The sequence below is a fragment of the Brevibacillus parabrevis genome (genome assembly GCF_003710905.1).
Taxonomy (GTDB): domain Bacteria; phylum Bacillota; class Bacilli; order Brevibacillales; family Brevibacillaceae; genus Brevibacillus; species Brevibacillus parabrevis.
Genome location: NZ_RHHV01000005.1, coordinates 112,779 through 133,446 on the forward strand (window position 1 = coordinate 112,779; position 20,668 = coordinate 133,446).

Below are 20,668 nucleotides of genomic sequence, written 5' to 3' on the forward strand. Positions count from 1 at the left end.
ATGTCTTTGAAGCAAACGATGACTGTTTTTGAAACGATGGACAGCGCCTATGTGAATGGCGAAACGATCAAGGAGCTGTTTACCGCCTACCCCGGCGTTTCGGTTGCCGTGCAAACGGTCGCAGGAGCAGAAGGCAGCACCGATTTCGTAAAAATCGTCGTACCGGGGAAAAACGGCAAGTCCACTGGCGGCAGCGCGCGAACATTCGGGATTATCGGCCGACTTGGCGGAATCGGAGCGCGTCCGAGCCGGATCGGGATGGTATCTGATGCCGACGGCGCTGTAGCTGCAATCGCTTGCGCCTTGAAGCTTGCCGAGATGCAAAAAAATGGCGACGTTCTCGATGGCGATGTGATCATCAGCACGCACATATGCCCGAATGCGCCGACACAGCCGCATGAGCCGGTCGATTTCATGGGATCGCCTGTCGATATTTTGACGATGAATCGCTATGAAGTCAGCGACGAGATGGAAGCGATTCTCTCGATTGACACGACAAAAGGCAACCGCATCGTGAACCATAAAGGAATCGCCATCTCGCCAACCGTCAAGGAAGGCTACATTTTGCGCATCAGCGAAGATTTGTTGCGGATCATGGAAATGACGACAGGGCAGCTGCCTGTGACGTTCCCGATTACGCAGCAAGACATCACGCCGTACGGCAACGATCTTTTTCATATCAACAGCATTTTGCAGCCTGCTGTCGCCACCGATGCTCCGGTAGTCGGAGTAGCGATTACGGCCCAGACGGCTGTTCCCGGATGCGGCACAGGCGCAAGTCATGAGACGGATATTGCGCTCGCGGTCAAGTTTGCGGTTGAAGTGGCAAAAGAATACACGAACGGCACAACCAGCTTTTACGACGAACAAGAATTTGCTCATATGAATCGCCGCTACGGCTCCATGAAAATTTTTCAAACGATGGGCGTGGAAGCGCACAACTAAACAAGCGAACGGGGAGAGCTGGATTCTCCCCGTTTTTTTACAAACAAGCGATGTGGAAAAAGGAGGCAAGCAGCCGATGAGAAAAGTAGGAATGATTACGATTGGACAAGCACCGCGGCAAGACATTGCGCCGATTGTAGAAAAGCATTTGGCGGGCCGGGCGGAGCTGGTCCAGGCCGGGGTGCTGGATCAGATGACGAAAGCGGAGATTGCAAACAAGCTGGCTCCGACTGCGGGCGATTACGTGTTGACTTCGCGCCTGACAAGCGGCGAGTCTGTCGTCTTGTCCAGGGAACGGATTCAGCCGATTTTGCAGCAAAAAATAGCGGACATGGAGCGGTCAGGAATCCGCAACATTTTGCTTTTGTGCACGGGAGTCTTTCCCGGACTGCGCGCAGAGCAGGCTTTTTTGCTGGAGCCGGATCGGATCATTCCGCCCATGGCAGCAATTATGGCAAAAGGCCGCAGACTCGGCGTGCTTGTGCCTTTGGCCGAGCAGGTGGAAGCGCTGCGGGAAAAATACGCGCCGCATGGCTTGGAGCCGATATTCGCCGTCGTCTCCCCGTTCGCGCTGGACCGGGCGGCATACCAGGCGGCAATCGAACCGCTCAAAGACAAGGTCGATGTCCTGCTCATGGATTGCATGGGGTATACGGAGGAAGCGAGAGAGCTTGTGAGCGAACTGACCGGATTGCCTGTTGTATTGTCCAGCGCTTTTATGGCGAAGCTGATAGCGGAGTGGTGCAGTTAGGCTCGCCGTGCGGTCATGCTTTTTGCGCATGTTATGGTTGTTGAAAGCATGGGGATTGCTTATGCTAGAAGGGCAACTATATATAGAAGAAACGAGGCATTTGTTTATGAATGACCGTTTGGCGAATGCGGCCAGTTCCGATGTTCATCCCGATTGTGCGAGAGCAATTCGGCAACTGCTCCAGATGAAAGAACCGAAGCGAGAAGATTTTCTGGCCTTGCGCACTTACGGCAATGACCGTTATTCGGCAATGGGCTGGGAAGAGCTTCAGTCCTATATAAATGAAAAGACGGTCATTATCGTCGAGCAGTTTGAGAATGAGCAAAATATCATGTCGGCTTTGCGTTGGGTAGCGCGGGGCTTGCCTGTCTGGCATGCGATCCGCAAAGTAAAGGCCGACTACTCCGTATACGGCTACAAGGGAGAGGGCAACAACTAATGCAATCGTGTTAGATGAATCCCTCAGCCAGTCGCAATCGAACGAAAACAGAGTCTGTCGCGATGGGCAGACTTTTTCTGTGCCTGAACCTGAACTGTTTCCAGCTAAAAAGTGCAGGCAAAAGCGAAAAAAATACTGCAGATGAAAACGAAAAGGTCTATTATTGTCACTATCATCGCCTACGGAGGGAGCCATCATGACAGAATTGTTACTTAGCTTACTACAAATCATCATCGTCAATCTGGTCTTGAGTGGGGACAATGCCGTCGTTATTGCGCTGGCTTGTCGTAACTTGCGTCCAGAAGTGCAAAAGAAAGCTGTTTTCTGGGGCGGATTCGGGGCAATCGGACTGAGAATCATCCTGACTTTCATTGCCATTTGGCTGCTGCAAATCCCGTTTGTCCAAGTTTTGGGCGGACTGCTTTTGATCGTGATCGCGGTCAAACTGCTCAAAGGCGAGGAAGAGGATGCCCGCATTGGTAGCGGTTCGAACATGATGGAGGCTTTGAAAACGATTATTTTTGCCGATTTGATCATGAGCCTGGACAACGTCATCGCCGTTGCAGGTGCGGCAAATGGGAACATGCTGCTGGTCGTCATCGGGCTTGCGGTCAGCATTCCTTTGATTGTGTGGGGCAGCCAGCTTTTGATGAAGCTGATGAATCGGTTTCCGATCATCGTCCTGCTGGGAGCGGCATTGCTTGGGTACACAGCAGGCGAGATGATCGTCGGCGACAAGGTAGTCGGAGCTTTTCTGGAACAACTGTTGCCTGCTTTGCATGTCATTTTGCCGGTGGCTTTGGCGCTCGTGGTCATTGCTGTGGGCACGTACCTGAAGCGCAAGGGTGAAAAGTCAGAGGAAGGCAGCGCCGCGCAAGATCACGCGGAGACATTGTAGCCATGGAATACCGCGACTGGTCAATTTTGCGAACGCTGTATCAGGAACAAAACATTACCAAAACGGCGAAAAGCCTGTACTTGTCCCAACCTGCTTTGACCAAGCGTCTGCGGCAAATCGAAAAAGAATTTGGCGTGCAAATCGTGCAGCGCGGCAGAAGGGGCGTTCACTTTACACCGGAGGGCGAGTATTTGGCGAACTGTGCAGACGAAATGCTCGTCCGACTGCGCAAGATCAAGGAACATGTGGCGAATATGGGAGAAGAGGTTAGCGGCACCTTGCGCCTCGGCGTCTCCAACTACTTTGCCCGTTACAAGCTGCCAGGGCTTTTGAAGCTGTTCAAGCAAAAGTATCCGCTGGTGGAATTTAAGGTGGAGACAGGCTGGAGCAAAGACGTGTACCAGGCCGTTTACAACCAGGATGTGCACCTTGGCTTCGTGCGCGGTGATTACAATTGGCCGGGGGGCAAACAGCTTTTGTTTGAGGAAAGCGTGTGCATTGTCTCGCAAACTCCGCTCGATTTAAAAAGCCTTCCTGACTTGCCGCGAATTGATTACGAGACTGATCCGCTTTTGCAGACATTGGTGGATAGCTGGTGGACACAAAATTACTCCTCGCCGCCGCGAATCGACATGGAAGTAGACAAGGCTGACACGTGCGGCGAGATGGTCGCGAGCGGGCTTGGCTACGCCATTTTGCCCCGTCTGGTGGCAGAGGGCAAGGAAGGGCTGCATCTGATCGAGCTTCGGGATGCGGCAAACCAGCCGATCAGGCGAAGTACATGGATGTTTTACCATGAGGAATCCATGGAGCTGCAAAATGTAAAAGCGTTCGTCCGCTTTATGCAACAGATGGATTTTCCTCATTCCTATTAACGCGTTCGTCGCTGCCCGAGCAAGGAGTGCAAGCTCCACGCGGGCAGCTTTTTCTTTTGTGCCATTCGCGAAACGAATCGATCGCGATAACGATTCGGTATTTTTCAGCTGTTTTCTTCTGGCGTACACTGGAACTGTACAAAAGATCGCAACGTCAGACAGGGAGAGAAGGAATCAGCATGAACTTGCTTCGAATAGGGCTTGCACTGTCGCTCGGAGCGGCTGGAGGCTGGCTGTTTGCTCTCGTTCACAGCCCGCTTCCATGGATGATCGGTTCGCTCGTCGCCACCGTCGCTGCTACGATGTTGGGCAGCAAAAACTTGTGGATTCCCGGTTGGTTCCGTCAGGCGGGACTGATCGTGATCGGCATATCGCTTGGCCTGCGCATGACGCCGAGTATTTGGCAGACCATGACAGATCATATCGGTTTGATGCTGATCGCCACCTTGTTCACCGTGTTGCTCAGCCTGTTCAACGCGTGGCTTTTTTACAAAATCGGCAAGGTGGATCGAATTACTGCTATCTTCAGCAACATACCGGGCGGGCTGTCGGAAATGGTGTCGATTGGACAGTCCATCGGCGGCAATCAGCAGATTATCTCCATCTTTCATTCGATCCGCGCCGTCATGATTGTGCTGTGCATCCCCTTTTTGATTTCCTGGATATCCGGGAACCACAGCTCGACTACGGGGGTGTTGGCGAGCGTCCAGCAGCTGGCATGGCTCCCGACTGTGCTTCTGGTCATCGCCAGCTCGCTTGCTGCCTTGCTCGCAGCGCGCTGTCGCGTGCCAGCGCCATACCTTCTCGGACCATTGCTGATTGCCGCGATTGTGTCGCTGAACAACCCGTCGGGCAATGCAAATCCGCTGCTGGCGGGAGAGTTGGTCAAGGCGGCGCAAGTGATGATCGGGGTGAGTATCGGCTTGGGCTTTCGCAAAGAGGAAGTCCGGCAGCAAAAACGCTTCTTTCTCTTCGCCGTCATGCACGCTCTGCTGCTGTTCGCGATCGTAACAGCGATGGCTGCCGGCATGACTTATTTGGCTGACATGGAGCTTGCGACAGGCATCCTGGCGACTGCGCCCGGCGGAATCGCGGAAATGAGCCTGACTGCGATGACGATCGGAGCCGATCCGTTGCTTGTGACCGCCTTCCAGTTGTTCCGCGTCCTGTTTGTCCTGACGTTGTTCTCTGTTGGCGGGCGCAGTTGGGGCAAAAGGCACAGGAATGAGGCGGCTGCCACTTTGGAAAAGACAGCTTGATTGGTTGATGGGCAAGGCAAAAGGGAACAAAAGAGTCTGCCGTTTTTCGCAAAAGCGAGGCGGCAGGCTTTTTTTGTCCGTTTTTTTCCCTGTTTCACAATTAAGACACAAAGGAAAAATGTAACAACATAGACGACAAGAGGTTTGTGAAAAAACTTTTGACAAATTTTCAATCAAAATTTGAACAAAACATGAACAAAAAGTGAATTTTATGTTACAATAAGTTCAACAAAGAAAACGAGCAAAGACGAAAATCCAAAACGACAGGGGTTTTAAATCATGAATACAGATAAAAGAGCCGCAGATGTGCTGAGATGGATTGCCTGGACCGCAATTGCAATTGGTGGCCTGCTGATGGCGTTTACTGCAAGCGATTTCAGAGCAGAGAACTTCCCGTTGATGGTATCGATTGGTTTCTTGATTGCAGGAATGAACATTTTCATTATGAGCACCGTTTTCCGCCTGTTGAATCTGCGTAAGCAAGAAGTGTAAAGAGCGATGACAAATTCATAGACAAAACCTCTCATGAAGCTTCCTTTTTAAAATGAGAGGTTTTTTTCTGTGAAAAATGTCTCGACGTTTTTCATGAAATGGGATGTGACCGTTTTGTTTGCCTTGATCCAGCCCCTTCTTCTGGCGATGTCCGAAGGAAGGGGCTGTTTATTTTAAATGAAACAACGCAAAGGCGGCAAAACGGCTGGATATCGCGACCAATTTTGGATGGAGATGTGCATCGCAGGGGATTGTTAACAAGAATTTGATCAACTCGTGACTGGTTCGTGAACACTTTGTCACAGAAAAGCTACGAATTATTGAACGTCCGAAAAAAGAAGTACAAAAGTTCTCCGTCTCTGATAGTATGTATATGCGGTTAGTTGATATGTTCACTTACGTTAAAATTCTCTGCTGAGTCCTGCTCGAAGATGGATTCCATCCTCTGTCGTGAAAGACTCGGAGGGGAAGCGGACGCGAATAGCGGACACATCATCAGTTAGAGGCTTGTTGTTTTGTGAAAGAGGAGGGATTAGGAGAATGAGTGGAGGAAAAATGCTGAGGCAAATCCACTTTTGGATCTTGGCAGCGTTAACCACCGTCCTGCTTTCAGGCTGTGGTAGTGAGTATCTTGTCTTGAATCCGAAAGGGCCTGTAGCAGAGACGCAGTACAATCTCATTATTATTTCCACGATATTGTGCGCCGTCATCATCGTTCCGGTTCTTGCGCTTACCGCTTTTATCGTGTATCGATATCGGGATAAACCGGATAACAAGGCGCCTTACAAACCTGAGTGGGCACATAACTCGGTCCTTGAAGCAATCTGGTGGGGCATTCCGGTAGTCATCATTGCGATCTTGGGTTACTTTACCGTTCGCGATACGTATGTGCTGAAGGAATCTCCGAATAAAGAAGTAGCACCGATGACCGTTCAGGTTACCGCATTGGATTGGAAATGGATGTTCACTTATCCAGAACAAAACATTGCGACGGTCAACTACCTGGAAATTCCGGTTGGTGTACCTGTTCATTTCCAAATTTCCGCAGAAGCTCCGATGAACTCTTTCTGGGTGCCATCGTTGGGCGGTCAGGTTTACGCGATGGCAGGTATGGCGACTGAGCTGTATTTGCAAGCAGATGAACCAGGCGAATTTGCTGGATTCAGTTCCAACTTCTCTGGTGAAAAATTTGCGCACATGCAGTTTAAAGTAGTAGCGAAACCGCAAGAAGAGTTCAATAAATGGGTCAGTGAAGTAAAAGGCACTTCCCCTGCTATGACAAAAGAAGATTACAACGAGCTGAAAAAACCAGGATTGGCTGAGGAAAAACTGTACTCTGCATTCCCGGAAGGCTTGTTTGAAGAGATTGTTCAAAAATACGGTCATGGCCATGATATGGACCATGTAATGCAAAAGCAGCCTGCTCCGACAGGCGATAAGTCAAAAGAAACCTCGCAATTGCCACCAACTGACATGAGCAACATGCCTGGAATGGATCATTCCAGCATGAAACATTAGGAGAGGGAGGAGGAATACCACGTGTGGGAGGACATTAAGGATTTTGCATCCACGTTCTTTGTAACTGGTGACCCACTGATTTACGGTGCGGACGTATCGATTGTTTTGACAATGCTCGCGATCGTGTTTGTCTTGACCAAATATAAAAAATGGGGTTGGCTCTGGCGCGAATGGCTGACTACCGTTGACCATAAACGTATCGGGATCATGTACCTGATTGCATCGCTCCTCATGCTGTTCCGCGGTGGGGTTGACGCCCTGCTGATGCGTTTGCAGCTGGCATTCCCGAATTTGGAATTCCTGCATGCCGATCACTATAACGCGATCTTTACGACTCACGGTACGATCATGATTTTGTTCATGGCGATGCCGATGATGTTTGGTTTGTTCAACATGGTTGTTCCGCTGCAAATCGGTGCGCGCGACGTTGCGTATCCGTTCCTGAACGCGCTCAGCTTCTGGCTGTTCTTCCTTGGCGCGATGCTGTTCAACCTGTCGTTCGTTATCGGGGGCTCCCCGGACGCTGGTTGGTTGTCTTATCCGCCATTGTCACAAAATGATTTCAGTCCGGGACCTGGTCAAAACTTCTGGATCTGGGGTATTCAAATTTCCGGTATCGGTAGTTTGGCAACAGGTATCAACTTTATCGTTACGATTCTCAAAATGCGTGCACCAGGAATGACTCTTTCCAAAATGCCGCTGTTTAGCTGGTCGGTATTGTCTTCCAGCATCATGATTATCTTTGCTTTCCCAATCTTGACTATTACAATCGCACTTTTGTTCCTTGACCGTTTCGCAGGTGCTCACTTCTTCACGATGGACGGCGGCGGTAACCCGATGATGTACCTGAACCTCATCTGGATGTGGGGTCACCCAGAGGTATACATCGTAGTTGTACCAGCATTCGGTATTTTCTCTGAAGTAGTTGCGACATTCTCGCGCAAACGCATTTTCGGTTACAAATCCATGGTGTGGGCTTTGATGGCGATTGCGATCGCGTCCTTCTTCACATGGGCTCACCACTTTTTCACAATGGGTACAAGCGCCAGCGTTATCGCGTTCTTTGCGATATCGACGATGGTCATTGCGATCCCGACCGGGGTTAAGGTATTTAACTGGCTGTTTACGATGTTCCGTGGTCGGATATCCTTTAAACAACCAATGCTGTGGACCATTGCGTTCATTCCTTGCTTCCTCGTAGGGGGAGCGACAGGTGTCATGCTGGCGGTAGCTCCGGCAGACTACCAGTACCACAACAGCTACTTCCTGATTGCCCACTTCCACCAAGTGTTGATCGGTGGGGTTGTGTTCGGTTACCTGGCAGGTATTTACTACTGGTGGCCAAAACTGTTCGGCTTCAAGCTCGATGAGAAGCTCGGACGTTGGGGCTTCTGGTTCTGGAATATCGGTTTCTATATTTGCTTTATGCCGCAATACGCGCTTGGCTTTATGGGTATGACACGCCGTTACTACACATACGGCTGGGATCGCGGTTGGGAAGACCTCAACCTCGTATCGACTGTCGGTGCCTTCATGATGGGGATCGGTTTCATCTTCCAAGTATGGCAAATTACGTACAGCATCAAGCATGGGGAACGGGATACAACAGGCGACCCATGGGATGCGCGTACACTGGAATGGTCGATTCCATCTCCAGCACCGTTCTACAACTTTGCTGTCGTTCCGAATGTAAAAGACTCGGATGACTGGTGGGCAACAAAACAAGCGAAAGCAAACGGCACGTATAAAGAAGAGCCGGTGCATCTGGAACCAATTCATATGCCGAAAAACTCGGGTATTCCGATTATCATGTCGACCTTCTGGTTCCTGATTGGATTTGGTTTCACCTTTGGATGGGTATGGATGGCCGTAGTTGGATTCATTGGAGTTGCCGTGTGCATGTGGGTACGCTCCTTCCAATACGATACGGATTATTACGTACCGGTGGATGAAGTGCGTCGCACGGAGGCTTCACTGGGGAGGGTGTTGTAATGATGGCTAATCATCACGACCATAGTCATGGCCATGACCATCATGAAGAGCATGAGCAACTCAAGGTTCTTGGCTTCTGGATTTTCGTTGTAACGGACTGCATTTTGTTCGGTACGCTGTTTGCTACCTATGCGGTAATGATGCATAGCTTTGCAGGCGGACCGACTGGAAAAGAATTGTTTGAACTGCCTGGGATCATCGCTTCAACCTTTATCTTGTTGACCAGTAGCTTTACCAGCGGACTTGCTGTACTGGCGATGAACAAAGGGAAAGTAAAAGAGCTGATCGCCTGGCTCGCTGTAACTGCTGTTCTCGGTCTTGCGTTCGTCGTGCTGGAGGTTAACGAGTTTACGCATTTGATGCACGAAGGTGCGACCATGGCTACTAGCGGCTTCTGGTCCGCGTTCTTCACACTGGTCGGTACGCACGGTTTGCACGTTTCCGTTGGTCTGTTCTGGATGGTAGCGCTGATGATGCAGCTGAAGCGCCGTGGAATTAATGCGGTAACTCGCCGCAAAGTTACCAACCTGAGCTTGTACTGGCACTTCCTGGACGTTGTGTGGATCTTCCTCTTCACAGTCGTCTATCTGATGGGGGTGATGTAAGATGACACAACATCAAAACCATGGCGGTCATCAAGATCACGGATCGCTGAAGTCTTACGTGATCGGTTTCGTTCTCTCGATTGTGCTCACCATCATCCCGCTGGTGCTGGTCATGAATCAGATGCTCGAAAAAACGGCTCTCGTAATCACGATTCTGGTGATGGCCATCTTGCAATTCGTTGTTCAGCTGTTCTTCTTCATGCACATCCGTGAGGGAGAAAAGCCGCGCTACAATGTACAGACACTGATTCTCGGACTTGTGATCGTGTTCACGATTATCGCAGGTTCCATCTGGATCATGATGTTCAACAAGTATTAAGAAGCAAGGGTAATTTTCAAAAACAAACAAGGCGTGATGCGAGCGATTGGCTGCTCGTGTCACGCTTTTTTTCTTGTCCAGCGGCGATGTCCATGCTAAGATAGACGGAATTTATTGACAAAAAGGAGAGAACAAGCATGTCGGAGACGCCGTATTTGGTCAAGCCGTCAGTCGAGCGCAAACAGGAGTATTTGGCTTTTTACGAGGAGTGGAAGCAAAGCGGGGAACCGTTCGTTCCATGGGTGATCGGGCACGATCCGCATGATTTTGAGACTTATCTGGCATTCATGGAGCGAGAGGGGAAAGAAGAAAACTTGCAAGCAGGCTGGGTGCCGCACTCTACTTACTGGCTGGTCGATGGAAAAGAGCAGATCGTCGGGGCGGTCAACATTCGCCATCGCCTGAACGAACGGTTGCTGAACGTCGGGGGACATATTGGCTACGGCATCCGGCCCAGCGAAAGACGCAAAGGCTACGCGACGGCAATTCTTGCCCAAGCGCTGGACAAGACGAGGGAGCTTGGCCTGGAGCGGGTGCTGGTCGTGTGCGACAGTCACAATATCGGTTCGGAAAAAACGATTCTCGGCAACGGCGGGGTGTTTGAATCCGAGGTGATCGAAGAGGATGGCAATGTCGTGCGGCGGTTTTGGATTCGTCTGTAAGGTTTTGCGCCAAAGCCGTGCATCGTTTTCTGCGAAGATTTCATACTATTGAAGGGTGCAGAACGTCTTCGCGAGATTTTCAGAGAAGGGAGGGCTTTTCTTTTCACAAACAAAGTATATAATTATGTCTTGTAACACATTTTGGAAAGGGGAGATTTCTTTGTTTGATATCGTGATTATTGGAGCAGGTCCAGCGGGAGGCAGCGCAGCGATTTTCGCTGCAAAAGCAGGCAAAAAGACGCTGTTGATTGACAATGACAAAAGCATGACCAAACGCGCTTGGATGGAAAACCACTATGGCATCATGGAAATCTCTGGCCCTGACCTGATTGAAACGGGGAAAAAACAGGCTGCAAAATTCGGAGCAGAGCTGGTGGAAGACCAAGTAACCAACGTGACGAAAACCGAGCAAGGACTGGTAGTCGAAACGGCGGAAAAAGGCTCGTTCGAAGCGAAGCACGTCATTTTGGCGACGGGAGCAGTCACAGCTCTCGCGGAAACAATCGGCTTGAAGACGAAAGATGGCACGGAGCCAAGAATCAAAACAATAGTAGACGTAGACGCGCAAGGAAAAACGAACATCGACGGCATTTGGGCAGCGGGCACGTGCGCAGGCGTGAGCGTACATACGATCATTACTTCTGGCGATGGCGCCAAAGTTGCGATCAACGTCATCAGCGAGCTGAATGGCGAGCGTTATGTCGATCACGACGTGTTGAAAACGAACTAAGCGAAAAGTAAGGCACCTTCTCTTTTGGGAGAGAAGGTGTTTTTGTATCGCGCGAAGAGAAGGAGAAGCCAGTTGGAGTTCTTCAATATTTTTTTACAGACAAATGGTCAAATTTGAATATAATAAGGAATATTAGTTTGATTTGACTATCAGGGAGGACAACGGCAATGATCGCCAAAGAAAGCAAAGTGAATTTTGTCGTCGCGGGCCTCTTGTTAGGGCTCTTGATCGCGTCTATGGACAACACGATCGTGGCGACTGCCATGGCGACGATTGTGGGCGAGATGGGCGGCATGGACAAATTCGTCTGGGTAACATCCGCTTACATGGTCGCGACGATGGCGGGTATGCCGATCTTCGGCAAGCTTTCCGACATGTACGGGCGCAAGCGTTTCTACATATTTGGCCTGATCGTTTTCTTATTGGGTTCGATTTTGTGCGGAACGGCAAACAGCATCATCGAATTGAGCATTTACCGCGCCATTCAGGGGATCGGCGGAGGCGCTTTGATGCCGATTGCCTTCACGATCATTTTTGACGTGTTCCCGCCGGAAAAGCGCGGGAAAATGACGGGGCTGTTCGGAGCGGTTTTCGGTACTTCCAGCGTGTTCGGGCCGTTGCTCGGAGCGTACATCACGGAGTACGTCAGCTGGCACTGGATCTTTTTCATCAACGTGCCAATCGGGGCGCTGTCTCTCTGGTTTATCGCGAGGTACTACAGAGAGTCGCTTGAGCACCGCAAGCAAAGCATCGACTGGTGGGGAGCGATCACGCTTGTCGGCGCTGTCGTGAGTCTCATGTTTGCCCTGGAGCTTGGCGGCAATCAGTACGCATGGAACTCCGTGCAAATCATCGGACTGTTTACTGCGTTTTTCCTGCTGTTCGTGATTTTTCTGTTTGTGGAAAAGAAAGCTTCGGAACCGATTATTTCGTTTGCGATGTTTAAACGCAGATTGTTCGCTACGACGAATGCAGTCGCTCTGCTGTACGGAGCCGCTTTTATCATCACGACGGTCTATTTGCCGATCTTCATCCAAGGGGTATATGGCGGGTCTGCATCCAATTCCGGCTTGCTCCTGACGCCGATGATGCTCGGTTCGGTTGTCGGCAGCCAGGTCGGCGGTTTTCTCACGACGAAAACGAGCTTCCGCAACATCATGCTGCTGTCAGCGGTCTTTTTCGTACCGGGATTGTTTCTGCTCAGCACCTTGTCGCCTGACATGGCTCGCTCTACGGTGACGATCTTCATGACGATTACCGGATTTGGCGTCGGGTTCAATTTCTCGGTTCTCGGGATATCCGCGATTCATGGCTTCGACATGCGCCAACGTGGATCGGCCAGCTCGACGAACTCTTTTTCCCGTTCGCTCGGCATGACGCTGGGGATTACGGTGTTTGGCATTTTGCAGCGCAACCAGTTTGAAAATGGCATGGCTTCTGCTTTCTCCGGTCAAGGTGCAGCTGGTGCGATCACCGATCCGCGCGCGATTTTGACGCCGGAAGCAAGAGCTGCGATTCCGGCTCCCGTGCTGGAAAAAATGACGGACATTCTTGCTTCTTCCATCGCTCACACGTTTTTGTGGGCGCTTGTTCCCGCTCTACTCGCGGTCGTCTGTATTTTGCTGATGGGCAATGAGCGAGTGGTAACGTCGGGAAAAAAGGCTCCGCAAGCCAAGCCTGAACGCGGGTAAGAGGGGAGTAGCCATGAGTTTGAAATTGCTTATTTTAGGGCTGCTGATGGAAGGGGAAAAGCACCCGTATGAAATCCAGCAGCAGGTGAAGACGCGAGGAATCGATTGCTACGTCAAATACGCCAAAGGCTCACTCTACTACGCCATCAATCAGCTTGAAAAGGGTGGGATGATCGAGATTACGCAAGTCATTCGCGAGTCTAACCGCCCGGATAAGACAATGTATCGCATCACCAAAACAGGGGAGGCGGAGTTTCAGGAGCTGCTTTTGCAGGAAATGCGCAAGCCGATGCAACTCACCAATCCGATTTATACAGCTCTGACCTTCGCCTCTCATGGCGATCCCGCAAAAATGGGGGAAGCTTTGGCCGTGAACATCCAGGAGGTGCAACGGCTTGCTGCCTTGCTCGAATCGATCATGGAGCAGCAGCAGCTGAATTGGGGGGCGAAGACGATCCTGATTGGGGCGATCGAGCATTTGCATGCCGAGGTGCGCTGGATGGAACGCATTCGCGAACAATCATGGGGCCGCTGATTTTGAATTTATTATGAACAATGGACAATTCTCATCATTTAGATAGTTTTTCGTTTATAATGATGATAATTACAAGCAAGGATGGTATCCGCCCATGATGAATACCGCACTCGGACGTTTTCGCGTTATCGGCATTATTGAAGGAATTTCGTATCTGGTGTTGCTGTTGATTGCGATGCCGCTCAAGTACTACCTCGATTTTCCGGACGCAGTAAAAGTCGCAGGCTCATTGCATGGCTTGTTTTTTGTCCTCTATATTTTGGCCTTGGCTCATGTTACATTTAAGGACAGATGGTCCATTTTGAAGGTAATCGTGGCGTTTATCGCGTCTCTGTTGCCGTTCGGCAATTTTGTTCTGGATGCACGATTGAAAAAAGAGCAATAAAACAACAAAGAGCGCAGAGGAAAGGCGGGTCATCGTACCCGTCTTTGCTGCACCAGCAGATAAGTTCAATCGTAGGTGGGTTGTCTATATTTACCACGACGGGGGAGGATCTGTGTGGAGACCAGGATTTTGGCAGGTGTTCTTTTGTGGGATAACGAAGGGCAGTATGTGCTGGAAACCGTGATGGAGAATCGGTACAAGCTGGTAATGCCGCAGATTATTACCTTCACGCAAAGCGACGAGAAGGTGGCGTCTGACGAGCTGGACGAGCAGCATGTCGGCAAGAGTGTGATTGCCAGATGTTTTGTCTGAAGGAGGTAGGGTAGGCAAGAGCCTATTCTGACCTGCCGATAAATAGATTGATAATTCTGTTAAAAGGTGGTGTTGGCTATGGAACTGCGTGAGCGTTATGCAGGCAGTTTGCTCGGTTTGGCAATAGGGGATGCGCTTGGAGCGACGCTGGAATTTCGCAAGCCAGGCACGTTTGAGCCGCTTACGGAAATGATCGGCGGAGGGCCGTTTGATTTGCAGCCGGGTCAATGGACGGATGATACTTCCATGGCGCTGTGCCTGGCGGAGAGCCTGAGCGAGACGGGGAGGTTCGATCCAGAGGATCAAATGAACCGTTACTTAGCCTGGTATCGCAAAGGGTACATGAGCTGCAAGGATCACTGTTTTGACATCGGCAATGCGACAAAGGAAGCGCTGTGGCGGTATGAACAGACAGGACAGCCATACAGCGGATCGACAGACCCGAGGACGGCTGGAAACGGTTCGATCATGCGGCTGGCTCCTGTAGCGCTCTTTTTCGCAGGCGAGCCGAGGCAAGCCATCGACATGTGCGCCCAAAGCTCGCGCACGACACATGCGGCAGCCCAAGCGGTAGATGGCTGCCGGTTTTTGGGTGCGCTGTTGCTGGGAGCTTTGCAGGGCGTGCCAAAAGATCAATTGCTGGCGGGAGCCTATTCGCCTGTCGAGAATTTGTGGGCAGAGGAACCGCTTGATCCCGGCATTGCCCGCGTCGCTCTTGGTTCGTACAAAGGCAAAGCAGAGACGGAAATCAAAGGATCAGGGTACGTGGTAGAGTCGCTGGAAGCAGCGCTGTGGGCTTTTTGCACGACAGACACATTTGAGGCGGGCTTGTTTCGCGCTGTCAATCTCGGTGATGACGCGGATACGACCGGGGCTGTTTACGGTCAATTGGCAGGAGCCTACTACGGAGTCGAGGCACTGCCCAAGCGAATGCTCGATTTGCTGGCCAAGCGCGAGCTGATCGAGCAGATGGCTGACAAGCTGCTGGATCGGCGGGCGAACTGAGCAAATCTACCCAATTCTTTTGGTCATTAAGCTGTTTTGGGCTGTTGGTGAAAGGCGGCTCGCTGGAAAATTTTAAGCGTCCTTTTCCAGCTAGATTTTGCACGGCACATCGTTTATATTCGAGACGTGATTGGAAAACAGCAATGACCCGGTCTGGGTGGGGGTAGGGGAGAAATGGGCTTCGAGTTTGTGTGGATCATCATCGGGATTAACATTTTGTACGTGTCTTTTTTTACGCTGAGACTGTTGATGGTGATCAAAGGGTACCGCGTGTTGGCTTCGCTCCTGGCGATGGTGGAAGTGTTCGTGTATTTGAAAGGACTGGCGATTGTTCTGGATAACCTGGACAATCCGGTCAATCTCGCCGCTTACTGTATCGGGTGGGGAATGGGCGTGTACATCGGCAGCAAGATCGAGGAATATTTGGCCCTGGGCTATGTGACGCTCCAGGTGGTGGTCGATTCTGTCGATCTGGACGTTCCGGTGAAGCTGCGGGAACATGGCTTTGGCGTCACTTCCTGGGTAGCGGAAGGCCGCGATGGGCATCGGCTCATGATGCAAGTGCTGACCAAGCGCAGCAACGAAAAAAAGCTGTGGCAGCTCATTCAGCAGATCGCGCCTAAAGCTTTTGTCATTTCTTTTGAGCCGAAACACTTGAAGGGCGGTTTCTGGGTGAACCGTCTGCGGGGATAAGGCGATCCCAAAACGAAGCCAGTTGACTTTTGTGCCGGGCAGGCATGGGGGCAACTGGCCTTTTTTGTGCTTAAATTCCGTTCACAATTTAGAAAATTATAAAGAGAAATAAAATTGATTTGTATTTTTCTGTAGATTCGGGTAGTTCGCCTTTACGATACAAACTATGAAAGAGAGCAAGGGGGGATCTGGTTGATCAGTTTTCATCAAGTCAACAAACATTACGGAAGCTTCCACGTCCTGAAAAACATCGACCTGCATATCAACCAGGGAGAGGTTGTCGTCGTCATCGGACCGTCCGGTTCGGGGAAGAGTACGATGGTTCGTTGCATCAACAGATTGGAAACGGTTACAAGCGGAGAGCTTTTGGTGGACGGCGTAAAAGTAAACGACAAAAATACCGACATCAACAAGCTGCGCCGCGATATCGGCATGGTGTTCCAGCACTTCAACCTGTATCCGCACAAGACTGTTCTGGAAAACATCACGCTTGCGCCGATCAAAGTATTGGGTGTCTCCAAACAGGAAGCAGAAGAAACGGCGCTCTATTACTTGGAGAAAGTAGGGATTCCGGAAAAGGCGGAAAAATTCCCGACCCAGCTCTCCGGCGGGCAGCAGCAGCGCGTAGCGATTGCCCGTGGACTGGCGATGCGCCCGAAAATCATGCTGTTCGACGAGCCGACCTCAGCGCTCGATCCCGAGACGATCGGGGAAGTGCTGGACGTCATGAAGACGCTTGCAAAAGAAGGGATGACGATGGTCGTTGTCACGCACGAAATGGGCTTTGCCCGCGAGGTGGCCGATCGCATCGTGTTCATGGACCAGGGAACGATTTTGGAAGAAGCGACACCGCAGGAATTTTTCGCAAGTCCGCGTGAAGAGCGCGCGCGTCTGTTCCTGAGCCGAATTTTGAATCACTAGCCATTCACATAAAAAGAGATGAGGGGTAATCAAATGAAAACAAAAAACGTCTGGAAAAAAATCGCAGGAATGGGTCTTGTCTTGATGCTTAGCGCAACTGCTTTGGCAGGCTGTGGCGGGGCCAAGTCGGAGGGAGGAACCGCTTCGACTGGCGCTGGTGCGGCAGCTGGTACCGGAACATTGGCAAAAATCAAAGAAAGAGACAAGTTTGTCGTCGGCGTCAAGTACGACCTGAACCTGTTCGGTTTGAAAGATCCGGCGTCCGGCAACGTAGAAGGCTTCGACATCGATATCGCCAAAGCGATTGCGAAAAAAGTGCTCGGCGACGAAAACAAAATCGAGTTGAAGGAAGTCACCTCCAAAACGCGCATCCCGATGCTGAAAAACGGGGAAATTGACGCAATTATCGCGACGATGACCATTACCGAGGACCGCAAAAAAGAAGTAGACTTCTCCGACGTGTACTTCCTGGCTGGACAGTCTTTGCTCGTGAAAAAAGACAGCCCGATCAACGGACTCAAAGACCTGCAAAAAGGGATGAAAGTGCTGACAGCCAAAGGCTCCACTTCTGCGAAAAACATTCGCGCCAGCGCGCCTGATGTAGAAGTGCTCGAATTTGAAAACTACGCAGAAGCCTTCACAGCGCTCAAGGCTGGACAAGGCGATGCGCTCACTACCGATAACGCTCTCCTGTACGGAATGGCGAAGCAAGATCCGAACTACCGTGTAACAGAAGAAACGTTCACCGAAGAGCCGTACGGGATCGCGATCAACAAAGGCGACGCCGAGTTTGTCAAAGCCGTCAACGACCTGCTGAAAGAAATGAAGGAAAACGGCGAATACGACAAGATTTATGAAAAATGGATCGGGGAAAAACCAAAAAAATAAGCGGTTCTACTCCATGACGGATGAGCGGTTCACTTCGCCGCTCATTCCCTTATTTTCTTACGACTAGGGGGATCGCTACAGCTATGATCGATTTTTCCATCTTGTTTGATCATTGGGATATGTACCTCGAAGGCTTCTGGAACACGGTGCAAGCCAGCCTGCTCGCTCTCGTCGGGAGCTTTGTTTTGGGAACGCTTTTTGCGATTTTTCGGATTTCGCCGATTCGCCCGCTCAATTGGATCGGAACGGCTTACGTGGAGTTCGTCCGCAACATTCCGCTGATTCTCGTCGTGTTTCTGTTCTTTGTCGGTCTGCCTGCCATGGGCATTTTGCTGGCGCCATTCGTAGCCGGGACGCTTGGACTGACGGTGTACACCGCAGCATTCATTGCGGAGACTATCCGCGCCGGAATTTTGGCTGTACCAAAAGGACAAATGGAAGCAGCCCGTTCCTCGGGACTTACGTACGGACAGGCGATGCGCTACATCATTTTGCCGCAAGCGATCAAGGTCGTCATTCCGCCGATGGGCAACCAGTTTATCAACCTGGTGAAAAATTCCTCGGTGCTTGGCGTTATCGCGGGTCTTGATCTGATGTACTTCGGGGATTTGATCTCTGCCGACACATTCGTGACGTTTGACGTTTACATTTTTGTCGCTATCTTTTATTTGATTTTGACACTTCCGTTAAGCATGCTCGTCAGCTATTGGGAGCGACGCTTGGCTGGAAGCCGCTAAGGGAGGGGAAAACATGGACTTTATCGGAGCATACGCGCCCAGTCATTTGACCTTCCTGCTCGAAGGTTTCTGGCTTACTTTGCAAGTTGCCTTTTTAGCGATTGTGTTCAGCTTTGCGATCGCGATCGTCGTCGGGGTTCTGCGTTACGCCAATATTCCCGGTGTTTCCCAAGCTCTGGCTACAGTCGTCGAGCTGATCCGCAACCTGCCGCTCTTGTTGATTATATTTTTCACGTACTTTGCTTTGCCGGAAGTCGGCATCAAGCTCGACAAGTTTTATGCAGCTGTCCTTGCACTGGTCATCTTTGAAGCGGCGATGCTCTCGGAGATCGTGCGCAGCGGTTTAAAATCGGTGGAAAAAGGGCAAATTGAGGCTGCGCGTTCATCGGGCCTTACCTACGTGCAAACGCTGTGGCACATCATTTTGCCGCAAGCTTTGCGAAGAATGGTTCCGCCGATCGTCAGCCAGTTCATCTCGCTGCTGAAAGACACGTCGCTCGCCGTCGTAATCGCCCTGCCAGAGCTGATGAACCACGCGCAAATCATCAACGGGCGCAACGTCAACTACGTGATCCCGACCTTCCTGCTGGTAGCGGTCATGTACTTCGTCGTCAATTACGCCTTGTCGATCGTGTCCAAACGACTTGAAAACAAACACGCCTGATGCAAAAGCATCTGTTCGGATCTCCAGTTCTTAGTAAAATAGGAATGGGAGATCTTTTTGCGTAGGAAAGGGGGGAATCTATGCGCGAGCGCCTGTTGGTCCTCATGATTATTATGCTGGCAACGGCCTTTTTCGGAGAGATGAAGGTCAATCCACTTGGAGGATCGTTTCGCTTCTCGCTGGGGATTGCTGCTTTTTCTTTCGGTTTGCTCTGGTTTTCTTCCGTACCTGTGATCACGACAGGCTTTTTAACCGGGACGTTCATCCTCGGCTTTCGGGTCGGCATGGACATGCTCATGGGCTACGGCCCGTGGCTGGAAAGTGTGTATGATCACCTTCCCTCTGCGTTTTACTATTTCAGCTTTGCCATTTTGTTCCGGGTGCTGCGGGCAAGAAACTACGTGGAATTTCCGCTGAAAATGGGGCTGATCGGAGCTTCTGTCGACTTTGCTTCCAATCTGGTCGAATTGCAGGTGCGCGAGTTTTTGAACGGTTTTCCGCCGCTTACGTGGCAAGGCTTTTTCATGCTCTTGTTCTTCGGCGTATTGCGCAGCTTTTTCGCTGTCGGTCTGTACAACAGCGTCTCGATCCGGCAAATTCGGGCGGTAGGCGAGGTGCGCCAGCAAGAGCTGGAACGGCTGCGGATGATCAATACCGAGCTTTACGAAGAGGCGTTTTACTTGCGCAAATCGATGACGCAACTGGAGGACATCACCCGTGAAAGCTATCGGTTGTACAGGCGGCTGCTGACGTCGCAGCATGCCGAATCTCCTACGGCTTTGACGATTGCCGAGCATGTGCACGAGGTAAAAAAAGACTCGCAGCGCATTCTCGCAGGTATTTCCAAGCTGATCAATCAGGAGGGACTGGCTCCCCAGATGCCTGTCGGCGAATTGTGCGAGCTGGTGATGCGAGCGAATCAGAAGTATGCGGAGATGCTCGGAAAAGAAATCGAATTTGCCTGGAGCTGTCAGGTCAGCCTGGCGACCAATCAAATTTATGCGCTGTTGTCTGTGCTGAACAATTTGGTGGCGAATGCCGTAGAAGCAATCGACGGATCGGGTAAAATTGAATTGAACGTCAGACTGGAAGGGCGGCAAATCGTCTTTCAGGTGCTGGATACCGGGCCGGGAATCTCGCAGGATGAACGGGAGTGGGTGTTTGAACCGGGCTATACGACGAAATACGACGCGCAGGGCAACGCATCCACCGGGATTGGCCTGACACATGCTAGAGGCATCGTGCAGAGCTTGCAGGGGCAGTTGCACATTTTGCGCGATCTGGGAGAGTGGACTCATTTTGAAGTGCGGATTCCGACTCATCAATTGCTGAGAGGGGAGGGAGGGTAACCG

Annotated in this window: 24 protein-coding genes; all 24 read left to right on the forward strand. The window is 51.0% G+C overall.

What is annotated here, in order from left to right:
* The 24 genes from EDM60_RS03885 (at nt 1) to EDM60_RS04000 (ending at nt 20,665) form a co-directional block, all read left to right on the forward strand.
* Complete coding sequence (locus EDM60_RS03885) at nt 1–945, forward strand: DUF1177 domain-containing protein (protein ID WP_122962769.1); 945 nt, start codon at nt 1–3, stop codon at nt 943–945.
* 76 nt (nt 946–1,021) lie between these two features.
* Nucleotides 1,022–1,696, forward strand: coding sequence for an AroM family protein (locus EDM60_RS03890; RefSeq protein ID WP_122962770.1), 675 nt, complete (start codon nt 1,022–1,024; stop codon nt 1,694–1,696).
* Nucleotides 1,697–1,802: 106 nt separating this feature from the next.
* The gene (locus EDM60_RS03895; protein WP_122962771.1) at nt 1,803–2,135 is read left to right on the forward strand and encodes a hypothetical protein; all 333 of its coding nucleotides are present in this window, start codon (nt 1,803–1,805) and stop codon (nt 2,133–2,135) included.
* Nucleotides 2,136–2,331: 196 nt separating this feature from the next.
* The gene (locus EDM60_RS03900; protein ID WP_122962772.1) at nt 2,332–3,033 is read left to right on the forward strand and encodes a TerC family protein; all 702 of its coding nucleotides are present in this window, start codon (nt 2,332–2,334) and stop codon (nt 3,031–3,033) included.
* A 2-nt stretch (nt 3,034–3,035) separates the two neighbouring features.
* On the forward strand, nt 3,036–3,908 hold the full coding sequence (locus tag EDM60_RS03905; protein WP_122962773.1) for a LysR family transcriptional regulator: 873 nt from the start codon (nt 3,036–3,038) through the stop codon (nt 3,906–3,908).
* 179 nt (nt 3,909–4,087) lie between these two features.
* Nucleotides 4,088–5,167, forward strand: a complete 1,080-nt coding sequence (locus EDM60_RS03910) for an AbrB family transcriptional regulator (RefSeq protein WP_122962774.1) — start codon at nt 4,088–4,090, stop codon at nt 5,165–5,167.
* Nucleotides 5,168–5,446: 279 nt separating this feature from the next.
* On the forward strand, nt 5,447–5,659 hold the full coding sequence (locus EDM60_RS03915) for a hypothetical protein (protein WP_122962775.1): 213 nt from the start codon (nt 5,447–5,449) through the stop codon (nt 5,657–5,659).
* Between the two features lie 540 nt (nt 5,660–6,199).
* Nucleotides 6,200–7,177: a cytochrome aa3 quinol oxidase subunit II gene (gene qoxA / locus EDM60_RS03920; RefSeq protein ID WP_122962776.1), complete on the forward strand. Its 978-nt coding sequence runs from the start codon at nt 6,200–6,202 to the stop codon at nt 7,175–7,177.
* 21 nt (nt 7,178–7,198) lie between these two features.
* A complete protein-coding gene (locus tag EDM60_RS03925) occupies nt 7,199–9,169 on the forward strand; it encodes a cbb3-type cytochrome c oxidase subunit I (protein WP_122962777.1) in 1,971 nt (656 codons plus the stop codon).
* Between the two features lie 2 nt (nt 9,170–9,171).
* Nucleotides 9,172–9,774, forward strand: a complete 603-nt coding sequence (gene cyoC, locus EDM60_RS03930) for a cytochrome o ubiquinol oxidase subunit III (RefSeq protein ID WP_173596270.1) — start codon at nt 9,172–9,174, stop codon at nt 9,772–9,774.
* A gap of 1 nt (nt 9,775) precedes the next feature.
* Entirely contained in the window at nt 9,776–10,093 is a 318-nt protein-coding gene (cyoD, locus tag EDM60_RS03935; protein WP_063228404.1) for a cytochrome o ubiquinol oxidase subunit IV, read from the forward strand.
* 137 nt (nt 10,094–10,230) lie between these two features.
* A complete protein-coding gene (locus tag EDM60_RS03940) occupies nt 10,231–10,755 on the forward strand; it encodes a GNAT family N-acetyltransferase (RefSeq protein WP_122962779.1) in 525 nt (174 codons plus the stop codon).
* 160 nt (nt 10,756–10,915) lie between these two features.
* Nucleotides 10,916–11,485 carry an FAD-dependent oxidoreductase gene (locus tag EDM60_RS03945; RefSeq protein ID WP_122962780.1) on the forward strand — a complete coding sequence of 190 codons (570 nt, stop codon included), beginning with the start codon at nt 10,916–10,918 and terminating at the stop codon, nt 11,483–11,485.
* A gap of 167 nt (nt 11,486–11,652) precedes the next feature.
* A complete protein-coding gene (locus EDM60_RS03950) occupies nt 11,653–13,176 on the forward strand; it encodes an MDR family MFS transporter (RefSeq protein WP_122962781.1) in 1,524 nt (507 codons plus the stop codon).
* A gap of 13 nt (nt 13,177–13,189) precedes the next feature.
* A complete protein-coding gene (locus EDM60_RS03955) occupies nt 13,190–13,711 on the forward strand; it encodes a PadR family transcriptional regulator (protein ID WP_063228400.1) in 522 nt (173 codons plus the stop codon).
* A gap of 94 nt (nt 13,712–13,805) precedes the next feature.
* Complete coding sequence (locus EDM60_RS03960; protein WP_122962782.1) at nt 13,806–14,096, forward strand: DUF3817 domain-containing protein; 291 nt, start codon at nt 13,806–13,808, stop codon at nt 14,094–14,096.
* 114 nt (nt 14,097–14,210) lie between these two features.
* Nucleotides 14,211–14,408 (forward strand): hypothetical protein, encoded by a 198-nt coding sequence (locus EDM60_RS03965; protein ID WP_122962783.1) that lies wholly within the window; start codon nt 14,211–14,213, stop codon nt 14,406–14,408.
* Nucleotides 14,409–14,486: 78 nt separating this feature from the next.
* Nucleotides 14,487–15,413, forward strand: a complete 927-nt coding sequence (locus EDM60_RS03970) for an ADP-ribosylglycohydrolase family protein (protein ID WP_122962784.1) — start codon at nt 14,487–14,489, stop codon at nt 15,411–15,413.
* 174 nt (nt 15,414–15,587) lie between these two features.
* Complete coding sequence (locus EDM60_RS03975; RefSeq protein WP_122962785.1) at nt 15,588–16,106, forward strand: DUF2179 domain-containing protein; 519 nt, start codon at nt 15,588–15,590, stop codon at nt 16,104–16,106.
* A gap of 192 nt (nt 16,107–16,298) precedes the next feature.
* On the forward strand, nt 16,299–17,027 hold the full coding sequence (locus EDM60_RS03980; RefSeq protein ID WP_122962786.1) for an amino acid ABC transporter ATP-binding protein: 729 nt from the start codon (nt 16,299–16,301) through the stop codon (nt 17,025–17,027).
* A 33-nt stretch (nt 17,028–17,060) separates the two neighbouring features.
* Complete coding sequence (locus EDM60_RS03985; RefSeq protein WP_122962787.1) at nt 17,061–17,915, forward strand: glutamate ABC transporter substrate-binding protein; 855 nt, start codon at nt 17,061–17,063, stop codon at nt 17,913–17,915.
* An 83-nt stretch (nt 17,916–17,998) separates the two neighbouring features.
* Nucleotides 17,999–18,652: an amino acid ABC transporter permease gene (locus tag EDM60_RS03990; RefSeq protein ID WP_063228395.1), complete on the forward strand. Its 654-nt coding sequence runs from the start codon at nt 17,999–18,001 to the stop codon at nt 18,650–18,652.
* Nucleotides 18,653–18,665: 13 nt separating this feature from the next.
* Nucleotides 18,666–19,316 (forward strand): amino acid ABC transporter permease, encoded by a 651-nt coding sequence (locus EDM60_RS03995; protein ID WP_122962788.1) that lies wholly within the window; start codon nt 18,666–18,668, stop codon nt 19,314–19,316.
* A gap of 80 nt (nt 19,317–19,396) precedes the next feature.
* Nucleotides 19,397–20,665, forward strand: a complete 1,269-nt coding sequence (locus tag EDM60_RS04000) for a sensor histidine kinase (RefSeq protein ID WP_122962789.1) — start codon at nt 19,397–19,399, stop codon at nt 20,663–20,665.
* Nucleotides 20,666–20,668: the final 3 nt, after the last annotated feature.